At 30.5% G+C, this 17,775-nt stretch carries 14 protein-coding genes and 2 pseudogenes; 10 read left to right on the forward strand and 6 right to left on the reverse strand.

Translation table 11 applies throughout. The annotated features are described in order from the left end of the window. Positions 1-100 precede the first annotated feature (100 nt). A complete protein-coding gene (locus ES044_RS19285) occupies positions 101-226 on the reverse strand; it encodes a hypothetical protein (RefSeq protein WP_262712565.1) in 126 nt (41 codons plus the stop codon). Between the two features lie 118 nt (positions 227-344). Continuing rightward, positions 345-1,520, reverse strand: coding sequence for a glycoside hydrolase family 88 protein (locus ES044_RS14010; RefSeq protein WP_223269247.1), 1,176 nt, complete (start codon positions 1,518-1,520; stop codon positions 345-347). Positions 1,521-1,919: 399 nt separating this feature from the next. Between ES044_RS14010 and ES044_RS19000 the strand changes: the two are divergent. Next, positions 1,920-2,235: pseudogene (locus ES044_RS19000) on the forward strand (transposase); the annotation flags it as partial. A gap of 426 nt (positions 2,236-2,661) precedes the next feature. Here the strand turns inward: ES044_RS19000 and ES044_RS14015 are convergent. Continuing rightward, positions 2,662-6,756: a hybrid sensor histidine kinase/response regulator transcription factor gene (locus ES044_RS14015; RefSeq protein ID WP_147120357.1), complete on the reverse strand. Its 4,095-nt coding sequence runs from the start codon at positions 6,754-6,756 to the stop codon at positions 2,662-2,664. Positions 6,757-6,861: 105 nt separating this feature from the next. Next, a complete protein-coding gene (locus ES044_RS14020) occupies positions 6,862-7,944 on the reverse strand; it encodes a substrate-binding domain-containing protein (RefSeq protein ID WP_147120358.1) in 1,083 nt (360 codons plus the stop codon). A gap of 198 nt (positions 7,945-8,142) precedes the next feature. Here ES044_RS14020 and ES044_RS14025 point away from each other — a divergent pair, with 198 nt between their 5' ends. From ES044_RS14025 to ES044_RS19005, 9 genes are all read left to right on the forward strand, one after another. Beyond that, on the forward strand, positions 8,143-8,970 hold the full coding sequence (locus ES044_RS14025; protein WP_147120359.1) for an SDR family oxidoreductase: 828 nt from the start codon (positions 8,143-8,145) through the stop codon (positions 8,968-8,970). Positions 8,971-8,982: 12 nt separating this feature from the next. Continuing rightward, on the forward strand, positions 8,983-10,170 hold the full coding sequence (uxuA, locus tag ES044_RS14030) for a mannonate dehydratase (RefSeq protein ID WP_147120360.1): 1,188 nt from the start codon (positions 8,983-8,985) through the stop codon (positions 10,168-10,170). Positions 10,171-10,219: 49 nt separating this feature from the next. Beyond that, on the forward strand, positions 10,220-11,059 hold the full coding sequence (gene kduI / locus ES044_RS14035) for a 5-dehydro-4-deoxy-D-glucuronate isomerase (protein WP_147120361.1): 840 nt from the start codon (positions 10,220-10,222) through the stop codon (positions 11,057-11,059). A 4-nt stretch (positions 11,060-11,063) separates the two neighbouring features. Beyond that, positions 11,064-11,858 carry a gluconate 5-dehydrogenase gene (locus tag ES044_RS14040; RefSeq protein ID WP_147120362.1) on the forward strand — a complete coding sequence of 265 codons (795 nt, stop codon included), beginning with the start codon at positions 11,064-11,066 and terminating at the stop codon, positions 11,856-11,858. After that, entirely contained in the window at positions 11,859-13,013 is a 1,155-nt protein-coding gene (locus ES044_RS14045) for a DUF4861 family protein (RefSeq protein ID WP_147120363.1), read from the forward strand. Between the two features lie 22 nt (positions 13,014-13,035). Then, the gene (locus ES044_RS14050; RefSeq protein WP_147120364.1) at positions 13,036-14,013 is read left to right on the forward strand and encodes a TRAP transporter substrate-binding protein; all 978 of its coding nucleotides are present in this window, start codon (positions 13,036-13,038) and stop codon (positions 14,011-14,013) included. Further along, complete coding sequence (locus tag ES044_RS14055; protein ID WP_223269248.1) at positions 14,013-14,483, forward strand: TRAP transporter small permease; 471 nt, start codon at positions 14,013-14,015, stop codon at positions 14,481-14,483. Before ES044_RS14050 ends, ES044_RS14055 begins: the two co-directional genes overlap by 1 nt. A 4-nt stretch (positions 14,484-14,487) precedes the next feature. Next, the gene (locus tag ES044_RS14060; protein WP_147120365.1) at positions 14,488-15,786 is read left to right on the forward strand and encodes a TRAP transporter large permease; all 1,299 of its coding nucleotides are present in this window, start codon (positions 14,488-14,490) and stop codon (positions 15,784-15,786) included. 700 nt (positions 15,787-16,486) lie between these two features. Beyond that, entirely contained in the window at positions 16,487-17,107 is a 621-nt protein-coding gene (locus tag ES044_RS19005; RefSeq protein ID WP_223269249.1) for a T9SS type A sorting domain-containing protein, read from the forward strand. Positions 17,108-17,118: 11 nt separating this feature from the next. On the opposite strand, the gene ES044_RS14070 is transcribed toward ES044_RS19005, so the two are convergent. After that, positions 17,119-17,652 (reverse strand): Gfo/Idh/MocA family oxidoreductase, encoded by a 534-nt coding sequence (locus ES044_RS14070; protein ID WP_317131232.1) that lies wholly within the window; start codon positions 17,650-17,652, stop codon positions 17,119-17,121. A gap of 12 nt (positions 17,653-17,664) precedes the next feature. Then, positions 17,665-17,775 (reverse strand): annotated as a pseudogene (locus tag ES044_RS14075) (IS1595 family transposase); the annotation flags it as partial.

The following is a 17,775-nucleotide window of genomic DNA, read 5'->3' on the forward strand; positions in this document are numbered from 1 at the left end:
GTTCGTAATTACTATTTGAATTTAGAGAAACATCATTTTTTTTATATTAGCTGCCGCTTCTTCTATAACCTGGGTCTAAATCTGTAGTATCTAAACTATTTTAAGAATGAGGTGAATTTATTGCTTGCCAATTTTGAGTGTTTAGCGCATCAGAAATGTTTCCTGTATCATTTTCTAAATACAACCAAGTTTCATTTATATTAGTTTTTGTTCTTTCTGAATCCACTACTGAATGGCAAGAAAAGATATTTAGAAAGGTGATGAAGGTTATTGCTGTTTTTAAATTTAAATATCATATTTTTTGTTTGATGTTTTATGTTTTATGTTGCAACGTGAGCTAAAAATTATTGTAATGCTTTTAATCGTAATAAAGTTTCTAAAAAATAATAATCTCCATATACAATTGGTTCGTCTATTTCATCTTTTTTAGGCCAGTTTCCTGTGCTATGTTTTAGTATAAAAGGGGCTTTTATATCCGAAGATAAAATGTAATTAGATGTTTGCACATTTTTTAGAAATTTTTTACTGTAGTCAATATAAGTTTCGTCTTTTGTATACTCATAAAGTTCTATTAATGCAGAAGCTACAATTGCGCCAGCAGAAACATCTCTTGGTTCATTCGGTATATTAGGAGCATCAAAATCCCAATAAGGAATGCCGTCTTCGGGTAAATTTTTATGGTTTAAGAAGAATGCAACAGTTGCTTTCGCTTGCTTCAAATATTTTTCATCCTTGGTATATCTATAAGCCATGGTAAACCCATAAATTGCCCAACTCTGACCTCTTACCCAAGCCGATGCATCATTATAACCTTGGTGTGTAATTTTTGATCTAATTGCTCCGTTTTGTGGATTATAATCTACCACATGAACGCAGCTATTATCTTCTCTAAAATGATTTTTTAAAGTAGTATTTGCGTGTTTTACAGCGATTTTATGAAAAGAACTGTCTTTAGAAATTCTGGTAGCTTCAAAAAGTAATTCTAAATTCATCATATTATCTATGATTACAGGAAAAGCCCAATTTTTTTTGTTAAAATCCCAAGAACGAATACTACCAATAGTTTCATTAAAGCGAGAACTTAACGTTTGTGCGCTTTTTAGAATGATGTCTTTGTATTTTTGATTGTTTTGATCCTGTTTTAAACCTTGTCCAAAACTAGAAAATATTTTAAAACCCATATCATGAGTTTTATCATTAAACTTTTCTTTTTCGATAAAAGAGGTCCATTTTATGGCTAATTCTCTATAATCGGCGTTGTTTGTTAACTCATAAATTTGCCATAAGTTTCCTGGATAAAATCCACTTGTCCAATCTTTAGAAGGAACCTTTTTTATTTTTTCTTTTTTTGAATCGTAGCTTCTTGGAAAAGCTAATGAATCTGGCTCGTATTTTAAAAATTTGGTATACCTTTTGTTTAATTCTTTATAAGAATTATAAGGTTCTTTCTTTTCGTTTTTGCATGAAAAGAGTAAACAAGATAGTATAATACATAATTTAAAAAGGTGTTTTTTCATCATAATTTCAAAGAGTAAAATAATAGGACTCCATAGTAAAGGTATTTTAAAGGAGGTAAATAAATATCCAAATAAGGAGTAAAATGATCCAATAATCTATCAATATAATCGTGATATTATTCCTTTCTTATTATTCTATATTTTTTTTAACGATAATTTAAAACTGTAAATCGATTAAATAAAATAGAAGAAAAGACTATTCTGTTTTTAGTTCCTGGTATTGTTTGGTGTTAGATTAGGATTTCTTTGTAAACAAATCAGTATTTGTTTTTCTGTCTAGTTGGACTGTCTGCCTTTTACGTGTTTCTTTTGATGAGCTTATAAATTTTATTTTTGACTGATGGTAAAAAAGTATCACAATGAATTTATAGTTATGATTGTAGAACTAGTTTAGCAGACTAGTTATATCTTAACCGAAAAAACAGAAACTGGCTCAAAGAAAGAGGGATATGAATTGTGAGAAAACCACTAGGAATACCCAAAAAAGTAAGTCTTAACGCTTCACAAAAAAGAAAACGGAAACCAAAGAGAAACCAAAGGAAACATATAGAAGGTGAATTTGGGCAAGCAAAAAATGCATACGGCTTAAGGAGTATTAAAACTAAAAGAAGTGATGCTGGAGAGAGTTGTATTGGGACGATATTCTTTGTAATAAATTTAATAAAACTTCAAAAAAATAGCAATACAATATGCTATTTTTTTGGACTTATTTAAAAGTTGTAAAAGGTAAGAGTTTTTAAACTCATAATTTTTTCTATGAAATTATTAAAATAGTATTTACTACTAATCTGACATACCAAAAATTAAAACTGAAATATTTTTGAGAAAATCTGCATGCCCTACTTATAAACGACTACTTGCCAGAAGCAGATATTTAGTACACAAATACTAAACTGAATTTACAGCATGACAAATTAAAGGACATTAAACTCAATTAATAAAAAAGGAAATGATGAAGTACAAGAATTAAGGTATTTACCGTACTTATAAAGATAGTACTAGATGAAAATCAGACCCTTTCTGCAATATGCTGGAACGGTTTCAATTGGAAAATACAATCGTTTTGTTTACCCCATCGAATCCAAGATTATATAAACTTACAAATCTTTATAAAGACTGATTTTTAAAGTATAAAAAAGTTAGTTTATGAGTGTTCTGAAAACTTATTTGCGTATCGTGAAGGGGTTTCGCCATATTTTTTAAGGAAACATTTACTAAAATACTTCGGGTTTTTAAAGCCCACTTTATAACTAACTTCAGAAATATTAATTTTTCCTTGTTCTAAAAGTTGCGCAGCACGTTTCATTCTAAAATGCTGAATAAAATCATTTGGAGTAAAATTTGTCCAAGCTTTAATTTTTATAAATAGCATAGTTCTACTAACGCCGAGTTCTGAACAGAAAAAAGGAATATTAAATGTTTCATTAGCAATGTTAGCTTCTACAATTTCTAAAGCGCTCTTATAGAGTTTTTCATCTAAAGAAGAAAGAATAACTTCATTGCTTATTAGGCCACCTTCTTCTGAAAATTTATCTTTAAGCCTATTTGTAGAATTTAGTAAATTTTTGATTCTTATTTTAAATTCGTTTACATCAAAAGGTTTGCTTATATAGTCATCTGCACCACTTTCTAAACCCTCTAACTTGTAAATTAGGGCAGATCTTGAGGTTAGTAGGATTATAGGAATATGACTTGTTTTAATCTCGTTTTTAATTGCAGAACATAATTCTGTACCTGTCATAAATGGCATTACAACATCACTCACAATTAAATTAGGTAGGTGTTTTATGGCTATTTTTAGGGCTGTTTTTCCATTTTCTGCCTCTAAAATATTGTAGTTTTCTTTTAGTAAATCTCTCATAAATTTACGCAAAGGCTTGTTGTCTTCTACTAAAAGTATTGTGTTTTTATCTTTATTATTAATTTTGTCTGATAATTCATCTTCTAAAATAATAATAGGTTCACTTAATTGAGTTACATATTGAGAAACATCGTCACTAAATTTAAAATCTTTTATAATTTCATCTTCATTTAAATGATTTTTTCCAGAAGGTAGAATTACATTAAAAATAGAGCCAGTATTATTTTTATTATTTTTAACTTTTAAGGCTCCTTTATGAAGGTTTACAATATTTTTTACAATGGATAAACCAATTCCTGTTCCTTTATTATAATTGGTATTTGGTTTGTTATTTGCAGTTACTTCAAAAAAGCGGTCAAATATTTTTTCATGATTTTCTGAAGAAATTCCAACGCCTGTGTCTTCTATAGAAATTATAATGTTGTTGTTTTCTTCTTTTATTCTGATGTTTATAGCGCCGTTTTTAGGTGTATATCTAAACGCGTTAGAAATTAGGTTATAAAAAACACGTTCTAATTTATAACGATCATAATAAACCAAAATAACATCTTCTGTGGTATGAAAATTAAAATCGTAATCACCATCTTTAGCATATTCTGTGAACGATAAAAAGATTTCTTTTAAAAATTTTACAATATTACCTTCTGCTGCTTCTAGTTTAAAAAGATTGTTTTCTAACTTTCTAAAATCCATTAATCTATTAATTAATTGCAGCAAATGTTTGGCACTATTTTCTACAACTAACAGTTTTTTGTACATTTTACTATTGCCTTTGTAGTCGGATAAAATATTTTGCAATGGTCCTAAAATAAGCGTTAAAGGTGTTCTAAATTCATGTGAAATATTGGTAAAAAACTCTAGTTTAGCTTTGTTATTTTCTTCAATTTTTTCGTTTTCTAACTGTTCTAAATCTAGGGCGTGTTTTAAACGTGTTTTAGATTTTTGTATAGATAATAAAAAATAGAGCACAGTGGCAATTAGTAGGCCGTACAGTAAAAAAGCCCACCAACTTCGCCAAGGAGCAGGACTTACATATATTTTTAAAGTTGTTGGCTTTTGGTTCCACAACCCATCATTATTGGCTCCTTTTAATTCAAAAATATAATCTCCAGGATCCTGAATTGTATAAGAAGCTGAGTTTTCTGTGGTAAAAATCCAATCTTCTTCCAAGCCTTTTAATCGATATTGGTATGAATTATTTTGTGAATTGATAAAATTAGGAATTGCAAATTGAATAGAAAAATTACCCTCTTGATACGTTAATGAAATGTTGTTTGTAAAACCAATTGTCTTTTTTAAAATATTAGAATTGTCTTTTGTTTTTACAGATTTATTTTTTATTCTAAAATCTGTTATTAAAACTTGAGGAACATAAGAATTTGTAGTGAACTCAGCAGTATTAAAAGAAGTAATACCATTTGGGCCACCAAAATAAAATTGAGAATTACCAATTTTTAAACTAGAATTATCATTAAATTCATTGCTAATTAAACCATCTTTTTGATTATAAATACTGGTTTTTTGAGTTTCAATATTGTAATTAATAAGACCTTCATTTGTGCTGATCCAAAGATTCTTTTTGTCGTCTTCTAAAATGCTATGTATGTTAGAGATATTTCCTTTTTTTCCAAAAAGCTCAATTTTCATAAAAGTTTCTCCTGCTAGTCTAAACAGCCCTTTTGCTTTAGTTCCTATCCAAATTGTACTGTCTTTATCTTCAAAAACTACAGCAATATCGTCTCCAGATTGCACATTACTGTCATAAAAATAACGTTTTACTTTATTGTTGCTCGTTATTTTGTTTAAACCTCTTTGTGTGCTTGCCCAAACATTATTTTTAGAGTCTATTGTAATAGATCTCACCAAATTATTTGATAATGAATTATGATCTGTAATATTATTTTTAAAAACAGCAATCGTTTTATTTTTAGGGTTGTATTTTATAACTCCTAAACCAAAGGTACCAAACCAAAGATTTTTGTTTTTGTCTTTTTTTATGGAATAAACACCTGTTTTTCTTAAGAACTCGCGAATTTCTTTGGTGTTTTTATCATTTTGAAAAGTATTTGTTTCTAAATCATAAATTGCAATACCGCTATTAAAAGTACCAACCCAAAGCTTGTTTTCATCAATCAAAAGAGATTTGATATTGTCATCTAACAAAAGAGAATTATTTTTTCTATCTATATATTTTATACTATTTGTTTTTGTGTTAAAAATATTGATTCCTTTTCCTTCGGTTCCAAAAAACAAAAGATTTTTATAATTTTCTATGGAACTAATAACGTTATAATTTATCCTTTTGGAGTTATTGTTTTCAGAAAAATTAATGAAATTTACATTCGTAGTGTCCCAAATATTTAACCCTCCATAATAAGTACCTATCCAAATTGAACCTTTTTTATCTTTTAAAATTGATTTGATACTATTTTTGCTAAGACTTTTAGAATCGTTAATTTCATTTTTTAAATCGATTAAACTTTTATTGTTTTTTAGGACATGTAATCCGTTATAAGTGCCAATCCAAAGCTGATTATGATCATCAAAAACAAGTTCTCGAATGTCGTTAGAAACTTTTTTTTGCTGTATTTCTGATAAATAATTTCTTAAGATATTTTTAAACGGATTTAAGTAAAGCAACCCTTCATTTTTTGATGCAATAAGTATATTTTGAGTACGATCTTCTAGCAGATATTGAATATAAATAGGTTTTTTATTTTCGTTGTAATTTGTGTAATTCTTAAAAGTAAATTTGCTATTTGTTCTCTGAATTAAATGACTTAACCCAGACGTTGTACCTATATAAATAGCTTTATTTTTAGTTTCTAAAATTGATAAAATGTGATCTCCTACAAGGCTTAATTCATTATTCGCTTTGTTAAAAATATTAGTAAATGAATCTGTTGTTTTGTTGTAAATAGAAAGGCCATCAGAAGTACCAATCCAAATTTCTCCATTAGACATTTCTTTAAGTGTCCAAACAGTATTATTACTTAAAGAGTTGCTACTGTTGCTATGAAAATAGTTTGTAAAAGTGTTTTTTTCTGGGTCGTATTTGTTTAACCCGTTATGGGTTCCAATCCAAATAAAACCTTCTTTATCTTCTAAAATTGATAAAATATCATTGTTACTTATAGAGGTTTTATCATCAGAATTATTTCTATAAATTGTAAAAGAATTACCATCGTATTTATTTAAACCATCTCTTGTTCCAAACCACATTTGCCCTAATTTATCTTGATGGATTGCAATTACAGAACTTTGAGATAAGCCTTCAGAAGTAGAAATATGAGTAAATTGAATTTCTCTTTCTTGAGCGAAAGTAAAAAAACAATAACTAACCAATACATAAAAGAACAAAGTAGTTTTTTGTTTCATAAAGTAAAATATTTCCCGTTTTAAACAGGATATAAAAATAATTATTCTTTCACCTTTTTTTTAATGATTACAATAAAAAGAATGCTTTATTGTTTGCTTTGGTACTTAATTAAAATCATTCTTGTTTTCATTATGAGATTCTTTTCTCATATTGTAGTTTACATTCTCTTTTATAAGGATGTCTATAGGAAGGTATATTTTATTACTTGGTATTTTATTATATATCAAGTAGTCAGCTAATACCCTCACAGATTCGTATCCTTGATCAAATGGTTTTTGAGAGATTAAAAAAGAAACAGTATCATTCAATAAACATTCTATATTTTGAGGTGTATTGTCAAACCCAATCAAATTAATTTTTTTTAAAAGAACAGGCTCTATGCATTCAACCACATCGTAAATTCTACTAGAGGGCACAAATAAGCCTTTAAGTTCTGCATGTGTTTTTAAATATGTGTTTATTTTTTCTTTTGTGTCGGGTGCATTATTTAAGTGTTCAATTTTTAAAGTTTGTGATTTAGAATTGATTTTGTTTGTCAAAAAATAATCATTAAAACCTTCAATTCTTTTAGAAACAGCATTGTTTTTAGTAATGTTGTGTCTTGATTGAATTATTAAAAATTTTGAGGGTTTAGGATTCTTAAGGTGCATCAATTTTCCAGCAATATAACCTGCTGTATAAGAATCTTGGCCAACATATGTCATGTTATTAAAACCTTTAATATCAATGTTTAAAAACAGGTAGGGAATATTGAGCGCTTCTAACTGAACTACAATTAATTGTGTTTCTTTAGAGAAATTAGGCACCATGATAACAGCAGATGGTTTTGTTTTTAATAAAGCTTTAAAAGTTTTGAAATATGAAAGAGGGTCATATTGATTATAGGCAAAACTATTTACTTCAATTCCAAAACTATTTACATCTTTAGCTGCTTTTAAGATTCCTGAATTTGGTAAGTTCCAAAATAAATCTGAGTCATTATATTCAGGAATTAATATTGAAATAAGATGCTTGTTTTTCATTGCAAGCGCTCTTGCCACAGGATTAACACTAAAATTATGACGTTCAAGAATTTTTTTAACCTTGGCTTCTGTTTTTTTAGAAACGCCGCTTCTCTTATGGATAACTCTATCAACAGTTCCCTCTGAAACTTTTGCTTCTTTGGCGATGTCTTTTATTGTAATCATATTTTAAATTGATAAACAGCAACGTGATTTATGTGTTCTTAAGATTGAAGCTTTGATGAATAGCATCTTCTAAATAGTTTTAGCTAAATTAATCAAAAAAAAATGATTTTGTGTGCGCACACAAAATTTTTTATTATATTTGTGTGTGCGTACACGAAAATAAAAAAAAATAATGATCATAAAGTAAAAAGTTTCATCATGAATAAAACAATTGTATTAACTGGAGCAGGAGGTGTTTTATGTAGCACGCTAGCCATGGCATTTGCAAAACAAGGCAACAAGGTTGCTGTATTAGATTTAAGAAAAGATGCGGCAGATATCGTTGCAGATGCAATTAATAAAGCAGGCGGGACAGCAATTGGAGTTGCAGCAAATGTTTTAGAAAAAGATTCATTATATGCAGCTAAAAAAGTAATAAATGATCTGTATGGTAAGGTTGATGTTTTAGTGAATGGTGCTGGAGGAAATCATCCTTTAGGTACCACTTCAAATCCGTATTTAGAAGCTGCAGATCTGGCAAATAAAACGGAGGGATTTAAAACGTTTTTTGATTTAGATGTAAATGGAATTCAGTTTACATTCAACTTAAATTTTATTGGAACTTTATTACCGACGCAAGTTTTTGCAACAGATATGGTTGGCAGAGAAGGATGTAGTATTTTAAATATTTCATCAATGAACGCATTTACACCTTTAACAAAGATACCCGCTTATAGTGGTGCAAAAGCGGCAGTATCCAACTTTACACAATGGTTAGCCGTTCACTTTTCTAAAGTAGGAATTCGTGTAAACGCATTAGCACCTGGCTTTTTCTTGACAGATCAAAACAGAAGTTTATTAACAAATGCTGATGGAAGTTTAACCCAAAGAGGACAACAAATTATTGATCAAACTCCTATGGGACGTTATGGTGAAGCCGAAGATTTGGTGGGTACCACTTTATGGTTGTGTGGTGATGAAGCAAAATTTGTAACCGGAGTTGTTGTGCCCATTGATGGTGGTTTTGCAGCGTATAGTGGCGTTTAAAAAAGAATAAAAATGAGAGCAAATTTAGAACAAACTTGGCGCTGGTATGGACCAAAAGATCCAGTTTCATTATTAGACGTAAAGCAATCTGGCGCGACTGGCGTTGTTTCTGCGTTGCATCATATTCCAAATGGCGAAGTTTGGACTGTTGAAGAAATCATCAAAAGAAAAGAAATCATTGAAAGTGCTGGATTGACATGGTCTGTAGTCGAATCTGTGCCAATTCATGAAAATATAAAAACAAAATCTGGTAATTATAAAAAGTATTACGAAAATTATAAACAGACTTTACTAAATTTAGGAGCTTGTGGAATCGATATTGTTTGTTACAATTTTATGCCAGTTTTAGATTGGACAAGAACAAATTTAGATTACGAAGTTTCTGACACTTCAAGAGCTTTACGGTTTGAAGCTGCTGCTTTTGCTGCTTTTGAATTGTATTTATTAAAAAGGCCAGGAGCAGAGAACGATTATTCTGATACTCAAAAAGAAAAAGCTGTAGAGTTTCTGAAAAATGCATCCGAAGAAGAACAGAAAAAACTAATTAGAAATATTATTGCTGGTTTGCCAGGTGCAGAAGAAGGTTATTCTTTAAAAGAATTCAATAGTATTTTAGCAACCTATAATACTATTGGGCCAAAAGAATTAAAAGCTAATTTATTTTCGTTTTTATTAGAAATTATTCCGGCTGCAGAAAAAGCGGGAATTTTAATGTGTATTCACCCAGACGACCCTCCTTTTCCAATTTTAGGTTTACCAAGAGTGGTATCTACAGAGCAAGATATTGTTGATTTATATGAGGCAGTAAAATCGCCAAATAATGGTTTGACTTTTTGCACAGGTTCTTTTGGAGTAAGATCCGATAATGATTTAGCAGGAATGGTTGAACGTTTAGGAGATAGAATTCATTTTATTCATTTACGCGCTACTAAACGCGATGCTGATGGAAACTTCCATGAAGCAGATCATTTAGAGGGTGATGTGGATATGTTTTCTGTGATGAAAGCATTGGTTTTAGAGCAACAAAAACGAATTACAGCAGGAAGAAAAGATATAAGAATGCCTTTTAGACCCGATCATGGTCATAAAATGTTAGACGATTTAAAGAAAAAAACAAACCCTGGATATTCAGGAATTGGTCGTTTACGTGGTTTGGCAGAATTACGTGGTTTAGAAATCGGAGTTAGACGTTCATTGTAAAATAATAAACCTTTCGACTGCGCTCAAGGTTACAATAAAACAAAAAATCATGACAACAACTTTTGAAACAAGATATGCTTCAAGTCCGAAAGCAGTAAAAAAATTCGATACACAAGAATTAAGAGATGAATTTTTAATTCCTGATTTAATGGAACCCGGAAAAATAAAATTAACCTACTCACATTTTGATCGATATATTGCAGGTGGTGCAGTGCCAACATTGGCATTAAAACTAGAAACTATTGATCCCTTAAAATCTGATTACTTTTTAGAAAGAAGAGAAATGGGAATCATAAATGTAGGTGCAAAAGGAAGTATTTCTGCGGATGGTGAAATATATGAAATGAATCATAAAGACGCTTTATACATTGGTAAAGGTGTAAAAGAAGTTGTTTTTAAAAGTGATGATGCAAAGAATCCTGCAAAGTTTTACATCAATTCTGCTCCTGCACACAAAATATTTCCTACTAAAAAAGTAAGTTTAGCCGAAGCTAATAAAATTGAATTAGGAAGTTTAGAAACCGCAAATCATAGAATTGTAAACCAGATGATTATTGGCGGAATTGTAAGTACTTGCCAATTACAAATGGGAATGACAGAACTAAAAAAAGGATCTGTCTGGAACACAATGCCTGCGCATGTTCATGATAGAAGAATGGAAGTTTATTTTTATTTAGATGTGCCAGAAAATCAAGCAGTTTGTCATTTTATGGGTCAGCCACAAGAAACACGTCATATCTGGATGCAAAATCATCAAGCAGTAATTTCTCCGCCTTGGTCAATTCACTCCGGTTCAGGAACTTCAAATTATACTTTTATTTGGGGAATGGCTGGCGAAAATTTAGATTATAATGATATGGATGTTGCAAAAATCACAGATTTAAGATAAAAGCATGTCACAAACATTATTTAATATACAGGGCAAAGTTGCTTTAATAACAGGTGCTACACATGGTCTAGGAATGTCTATGGCAATGGGTTTAGGAAAGGCAGGAGCCACTATTATTGTGAACGGAAATTCATCACAAGAAAAAATTGATAGTGCTGTTGCGGAATATAAAAAAGCAGGAATTAACGCTTTTGGATATAGATTTAATGTTGCAGATGAAGCTCAAGTTATAGAAAGTATTAAAAAAATTGAGGCTGAAGTTGGGGCTATTGATATTTTAATCAACAATGCAGGCATTATTAAAAGAACGCCTTTAGTTGATATGGAAGTTGCCGATTTTAAAGAAGTTGTAGACATCGATTTGGTAGGTCCTTTTATTGTTTCTAAACATGTTGTTCGTGGAATGATGAAAAGAGAATCAGGGAAAATTATTAATATTTGTTCTATGATGAGCGAATTAGGTAGAAATACGGTTGGTGCATATGCTGCCGCAAAAGGTGGTTTGGTGATGTTGACCAAAAATATGGCAACCGAATGGGCACGTTTTAATATTCAAGTAAATGGTATTGGTCCTGGCTATTTTGCAACGTCACAAACAGCGCCAATTAGGGTTGAAGGGCATCCATTTAACGATTTTATTATCAACAGAACGCCTGCAAAAAAATGGGGAAATCCAGATGATTTAGCAGGTGCTGCCATATTTTTATCCTCTAAAGCAAGCGATTTTGTAAACGGTCATATTTTATATGTTGATGGTGGAATTTTAGCAACCATCGGGAAACCTTCAAACGAAGAATAAATGAAAAAAATAATCTTTCTTTTTTGTATTGTGGCTAGTTTTTACAACTGTAAAAGCAATGAGGTTTTGTTATCTGTAGCCATAAAAAACTCTTTGAATATTGATAGAGAATTTGAAACGGTTGAAGTTGATATATCGGCATTAAATCATCATAAATTAGACTATTTTATCATTTTAGATGAAAATAAAAAAGAAGTTACTTCTCAACTTATAGACACTGATTTAGATGGAAAAATGAATGTACTGATTTTTCAACCATCGATAAAAGCAAATTCTACAAAGAGATATACGGTAGCTATTTCTGATATAAAACAAGATTCAGTTTTTGCACATTGTTATTCGCGTTTTGTGCCAGAACGAACAGATGATTACGCTTGGGAAAACAATAGGGTTGCTTTTAGAACGTTTGGGCCCGTTGCGCAAAAAATGATTGAAGAAGGAGTAAAAGGTGGAACTTTATCGAGCGGAATGGATGCTTGGTTAAAAAGGGTCGAATATCCTATTATTAACAAGTGGTATGATAAAACTACAAAAGGAATTGGTTCTTATCATAAAGATACAGGTGAAGGTTTAGATAATTTTCATGTGGGCGTAAGTCGAGGAGTTGGAGGAATTGCTGTTAAAGTGGATACATCTTACTATTTTTCTAAAAACTTTACAGATTATAAGACCATTACTTCAGGCCCAATTAGAACCAGTTTTATTTTGAATTATGAAACTTGGGATGCAAATGGAAATCAAATAGAAGAAAGCAAACTTATTTCTCTAGATTATGGTCAAAATTTATCTCGTTTTGAAATTATTATAAAAGGCACAGATTCAATCTCTGCAGGATTAACTTTGCATAAAAAAGACGGAATTATCGCCAAAAATAAAAACTGGATAAGTTATTGGGAGCCTTTTGATGATTCAGAATTAGGACAAGGATTAGTTACTACAGATGCTTATTTTATCAATTCAGAAAAGTATGTCACTTCAAAAAAAGATGAAAGCAATCTATATATGAATTTACGAGTTGTGAATAATAAAGTTATTTATTATGCTGGTTTTGGGTGGAAAAAAAGTAATCAGTTTAAAAATAAACAAGAATGGGAATCTTATTTAAAAGCATTTTCAGATAAAATTAATACTCCTTTATTGGTTAAAAATTTATAAAATCAGATACAGCATGATAAAAATGAATTCTTTTTTTGCTATTTTTTTTATGGCTACCTTATTTTTTTTATCAGGATGTAAATCAGATAAAACTACAAAAATTTTAAGATTAGGGCATAGTTTAGATACCAAGCATCCTGTGCATGAAGCGATGGTTATTTTGGGTGAAAAGCTATCAGAAGTATCTAAAGGAAAATTAAAATTAAACATTTATCCGAGTAGTCAATTAGGAGGAGAAAGAGAATGTTTAGAGTTGTTGCAAATTGGTAGCTTAGACATTACAAAGGTTTCTGCAGCAGTTTTAGAAAACTTTATTCCCGAATATAAAGTATTTAGCATTCCTTATTTGTTTCGAGATAAAGCACACACTTTTAGTGTTTTTGATAGCGAAATTGGCAAAAGCTTATTGTTAAAAGGAGAACAATTTAGATTGCGAGGTTTAACTTTTTATGATGCAGGAAGTAGAAGTTTTTACATGAAAGAAAGCCCAATTAATTCTCCCGCTGATTTGGTTGGTAAAAAAATTAGAGTACAAAAAAGTAACATGGCAGTTGCTATGGTTAATGATTTAGGCGGTTCGCCAACACCCATATCTTGGGGAGAATTATACACTGCTTTGCAACAAGGAGTGGTTGATGGTGCAGAAAATAATCCGCCAAGCTTTTATACTTCTAAACATTATGAAGTTTGTAAATTCTATTCTTTAGATGAGCATACTGCTGTGCCTGATGTTTTATTAATTGGCACAGACACTTGGAACCGGTTAAACGAACAAGAAAAAAAATGGTTAAAACAGGCGGTAAAAGTAAGTACAGTTGCACAAAGAAAATTATGGGGAGCTTCAGAAATTGAATCTTTAGAAGCTGTAAAAAAAGCCGGAGTACAAATTATTTATCCCGATAAAACACCTTTTGAAGAGCAAACGAAAGGAATTTTAGAGATGTTTAAGGAGGACGCTGAAATGAAAACGTTAATTCAATCAATTAAAAACAAACAATAATGAGAGCAAAAGTTGATGCTATTTTAGAAAAGTTAGTGCTTTTTATTTTGCTTTTAATGCTATCAAGTGTTGTGTGGCAAGTGTTTTCTAGATTTGTTTTAAGCGCACCAAGCACTATTACAGATGAGATTTCTAGCTTCTCATTAATTTGGTTGGGCTTGTTAGGTGCAGCGTATGCCACTGGTAAACATCTGCATTTAGCCATTGATTTAATTTCTGAAAAAGTAGTTGCAAAAAAACAAAATTTGTTTGATGGTATTGTCTATTTATCAACCTTCGCTTTTGCTTTTATGGTAATGGTTATTGGCGGATTTAGATTGTGCCAATTGTGTTTTCAATTCGGACAAACATCAGCAACTTTAGAGATTCCTTTAGGATTTATTTATTTGGTTGTTCCGCTTTCTGGATTGCTAATTTGTTATTATAGTTTACACACATTTATCAACCAAAGAAAATTGAATAAAGCTTAAATATATGAATTTAATAGAAGTCTTCATTTTAGTAATAAGTTTTTTGATTTTCTTATCATTAAGAGTTCCAATTGCTTACGCCATTGGTTTAGCCGCACTATTTACTTTATTAAGTGCTATGCCTTTTCTACCCTCTGTAACAACACTGGCGCAAAGAATGGCAACCTCTTTAGATAGTTTTACGCTATCTGCAATTCCATTTTTTATATTGGCTGGTCAAATTATGAACAGAGGAGGAATCGCCGTCCGGCTTATTAATTTTGCGAAAGCAATTGTTGGTCCGCTTCCTGGAGGGTTGGCTTTTGTAAATATTATTTCTTGTATGTTATTTGGTGCAATTTCTGGATCAGCAGTTGCAGCAGCATCCGCAATTGGAGGTTTTATGAATCCAATGATGGAAAAAGATGGGTATGATAAATCTTTTAGTGCAGCTGTAAATATTACAAGTGCAACCACGGGATTAATAATTCCGCCAAGTAATGTGTTGATTGTGTATTCTTTAGCAAGTGGAGGTGTTTCTATTGCAGCCTTATTTATTGCGGGTTATGTACCTGGTTTATTATTGGGCTTGGCTTTAATGATCGTTGCTTTAATTTATTCAATCATTAAAAAATATCCGACAGACAAAGTTGTTGGGTTTAAAGAGTTTTTTAAACGGTTTATAGCTGCTTTTCCTAGTTTAATGTTGCTGGTCGTTGTAATTGGAGGAATTGTAGCCGGAATTTTTACAGCTACAGAAGCATCTGCAATTGCAGTAATTTACACACTAGTTTTAGGTTTTGCTTACAAGGAAATTTCTATGAAAGATATTTCTCCAATTTTGATAGAAACCGTAAAAACATCATCAATTGTGTTGTTGTTAATAGCTACTTCTATTGCCATGTCTTGGGTAATGAGTTATGAAAATATTCCGCAAGAAATTAGCAATACGCTTTTATCAATAAGTGACAATCCAATTATAATTTTAATCATTATTAATTTAATATTATTGTTTGTTGGGGTTTTTATGGATATGACTCCTGCAGTTTTAATTTTTACCCCCATATTTTTACCAATTGTAACTAGTTTAGGAATGGATCCAATTCATTTCGGAATTGTAATGATTATGAATTTATGCATAGGACTCTGTACACCACCTGTTGGGTCTGTACTTTTTGTAGGATGTAGTGTTGCCAATTTAAAAATTCAACAAGTAGTAAAACCTTTACTACCGTTGTTTTTAGCAATGGTTGTTATCTTGCTCCTGATTAATTATTTTCCAGAATTAACGCTGTGGTTACCAAGACAATTTGATTTATTATAATTAATAATCAGTTATATTTTTTAAGGAACAACTGAAGCAGCGCTATCGAGGTGTCAAAAAGGAATATCCCTTTAATATTGCGATGTAGAGCGTCGGGGTATTAAACCCAAGGTTCGGCTAAATACTGAAACGAGTTTGGCACAAGAAGCGAGATTAGTTCAACTTACAATTTTGAATTCATAGCTGCGTTATTTTTCAAAATGGAGTTTCACTAATAAATATTAAAACTAATGTTGGTTTAACAGTTTAATCATGAAAAAAAATATTTTTTACTTTTATTTTTTATTGAGATTTATTAAGTAATTTCTAGTCAGGTTGCATTAGAAGCAGATGGTTCAAGAAATAGGTATGAATTAATTCGGTTTTAGCACTTCCAAATAGAAATGTTATTGAGGTAGCTGATTGTAATCACGTAGATTTTGGTAATCATATAGATGAAGTTTTTGATACGGAATTAAATAAAAATATTTTTCGTTTTCATGCGCATATTACTCCAGATAATGATCGCTGTTTAAAATTTGACAGACAGCGAAACGAAATTAAGACTTATGTAGGTGCTACAGAAAACTTAAAAGCAACTCTTGGAGAAACTGTCGTTTATAAATGGAAATTTAAAATAAGTTCAGATTTCCAACCGTCATCAAGTTTTACACATATCCATCAAATAAAATGAGTTGAGGTCTTATATGCGTCCATGCCAATGATTACTTTAACCTTAAGAAAGGCAAGACCAGATAGATTAGAGTTAAGATATACACCAACAAATAAGCAAGAAACTTTAAAAACGGCAAATTTAGATGTATTAAGAGGTCATTGGGTTACTGCAGTGGAGATTATTAAATTTGGTCAAGAAAGTAGCTATTCGATAGAAATTAAAAATATAGCAACAGGGAACGTAGTTTTTGAATCCGCAGATAACGCTATAGATACTTGGCAGGATGGTGCAGCGTTTGCAAAACGAAAATGGGGTATTTATAGGAGCTTACATAATAAACAAGACTTGCAAGATGAAATTGTAAATTTTGCAGATTTTAGCATTGAAGAAATCACAGGTTCGCTCTCTATTTATGACTTAAAAAAGAAAGCAGACAAGATTGTATTAGTACCAAATTTATCTACACTAGAAGTGACTTTTGAAAATGCACCTGCAGAAAATTATGATGTTGTTGAACTTTACGACATTTCTGGAAGAAAAATTTCTATCAAAAAAAGGTTAAAAGAAAACAAATTAAATGTTTCAGAACTCCCTGGAGGTATGTATTTTATAGTATTTAAAAAAGATACTATTACTACACAAGTTTTAAAGTGTATTGTGAAATAATTACGTAATTTTTAAGCAGTGAAACTATCTAAAATCTTCATTACGCATACCCCATTTTTTATAGAACAAGGGTTTACATCTTGTCCTAAAAAATAACGAACAGTGTGCTCAATCATTGGTTGTTGAGCATGAATTGGATTTTTAAAGCTGAAAACTTCCTCTTGTTTATCTGTTGATAAAAATACTTTTTCGCCATAAAAAGAAAAAGTAATCGTGCCTTTTTCGCCATATATTTTGCACTCGTCTTTTATTTCTTTTTCTGAAGCATTAAAATTCCAAATTCCTCTAAATTGAATTCCGTTTTTAAATTCAATAATTCCGTTAACAATCGTATCAACTTTATTATTTAATAGCGATGTTGAAAACCCTTGTGTCCTTTTAATTTCGACAAAATAACAATACATTAAATCAATTTGATGAGGAGCAATATCATGAAAATAGCCACCGCTAAAAATTGCTGGTTCTAAACGCCAATTTGTAGCTGTTTTCGCAATTATATGATTGCTTTTAGATTGTAAAATTTGAAGATCAACAAATAAAATTATTGAGGTAAGTAGTTAAGAACATATGATTTTTGCTTGATATATTTTATCTGCTTTGACCATTCTTACTATTAAATTATTAAAGATATTTTTTTTGCTTTGAGAACGGTTAATTCGATAACAAAA

Origin of the sequence: Polaribacter sp. IC066, from assembly GCF_007997085.1 — a bacterium.
GTDB lineage: Bacteria > Bacteroidota > Bacteroidia > Flavobacteriales > Flavobacteriaceae > Polaribacter.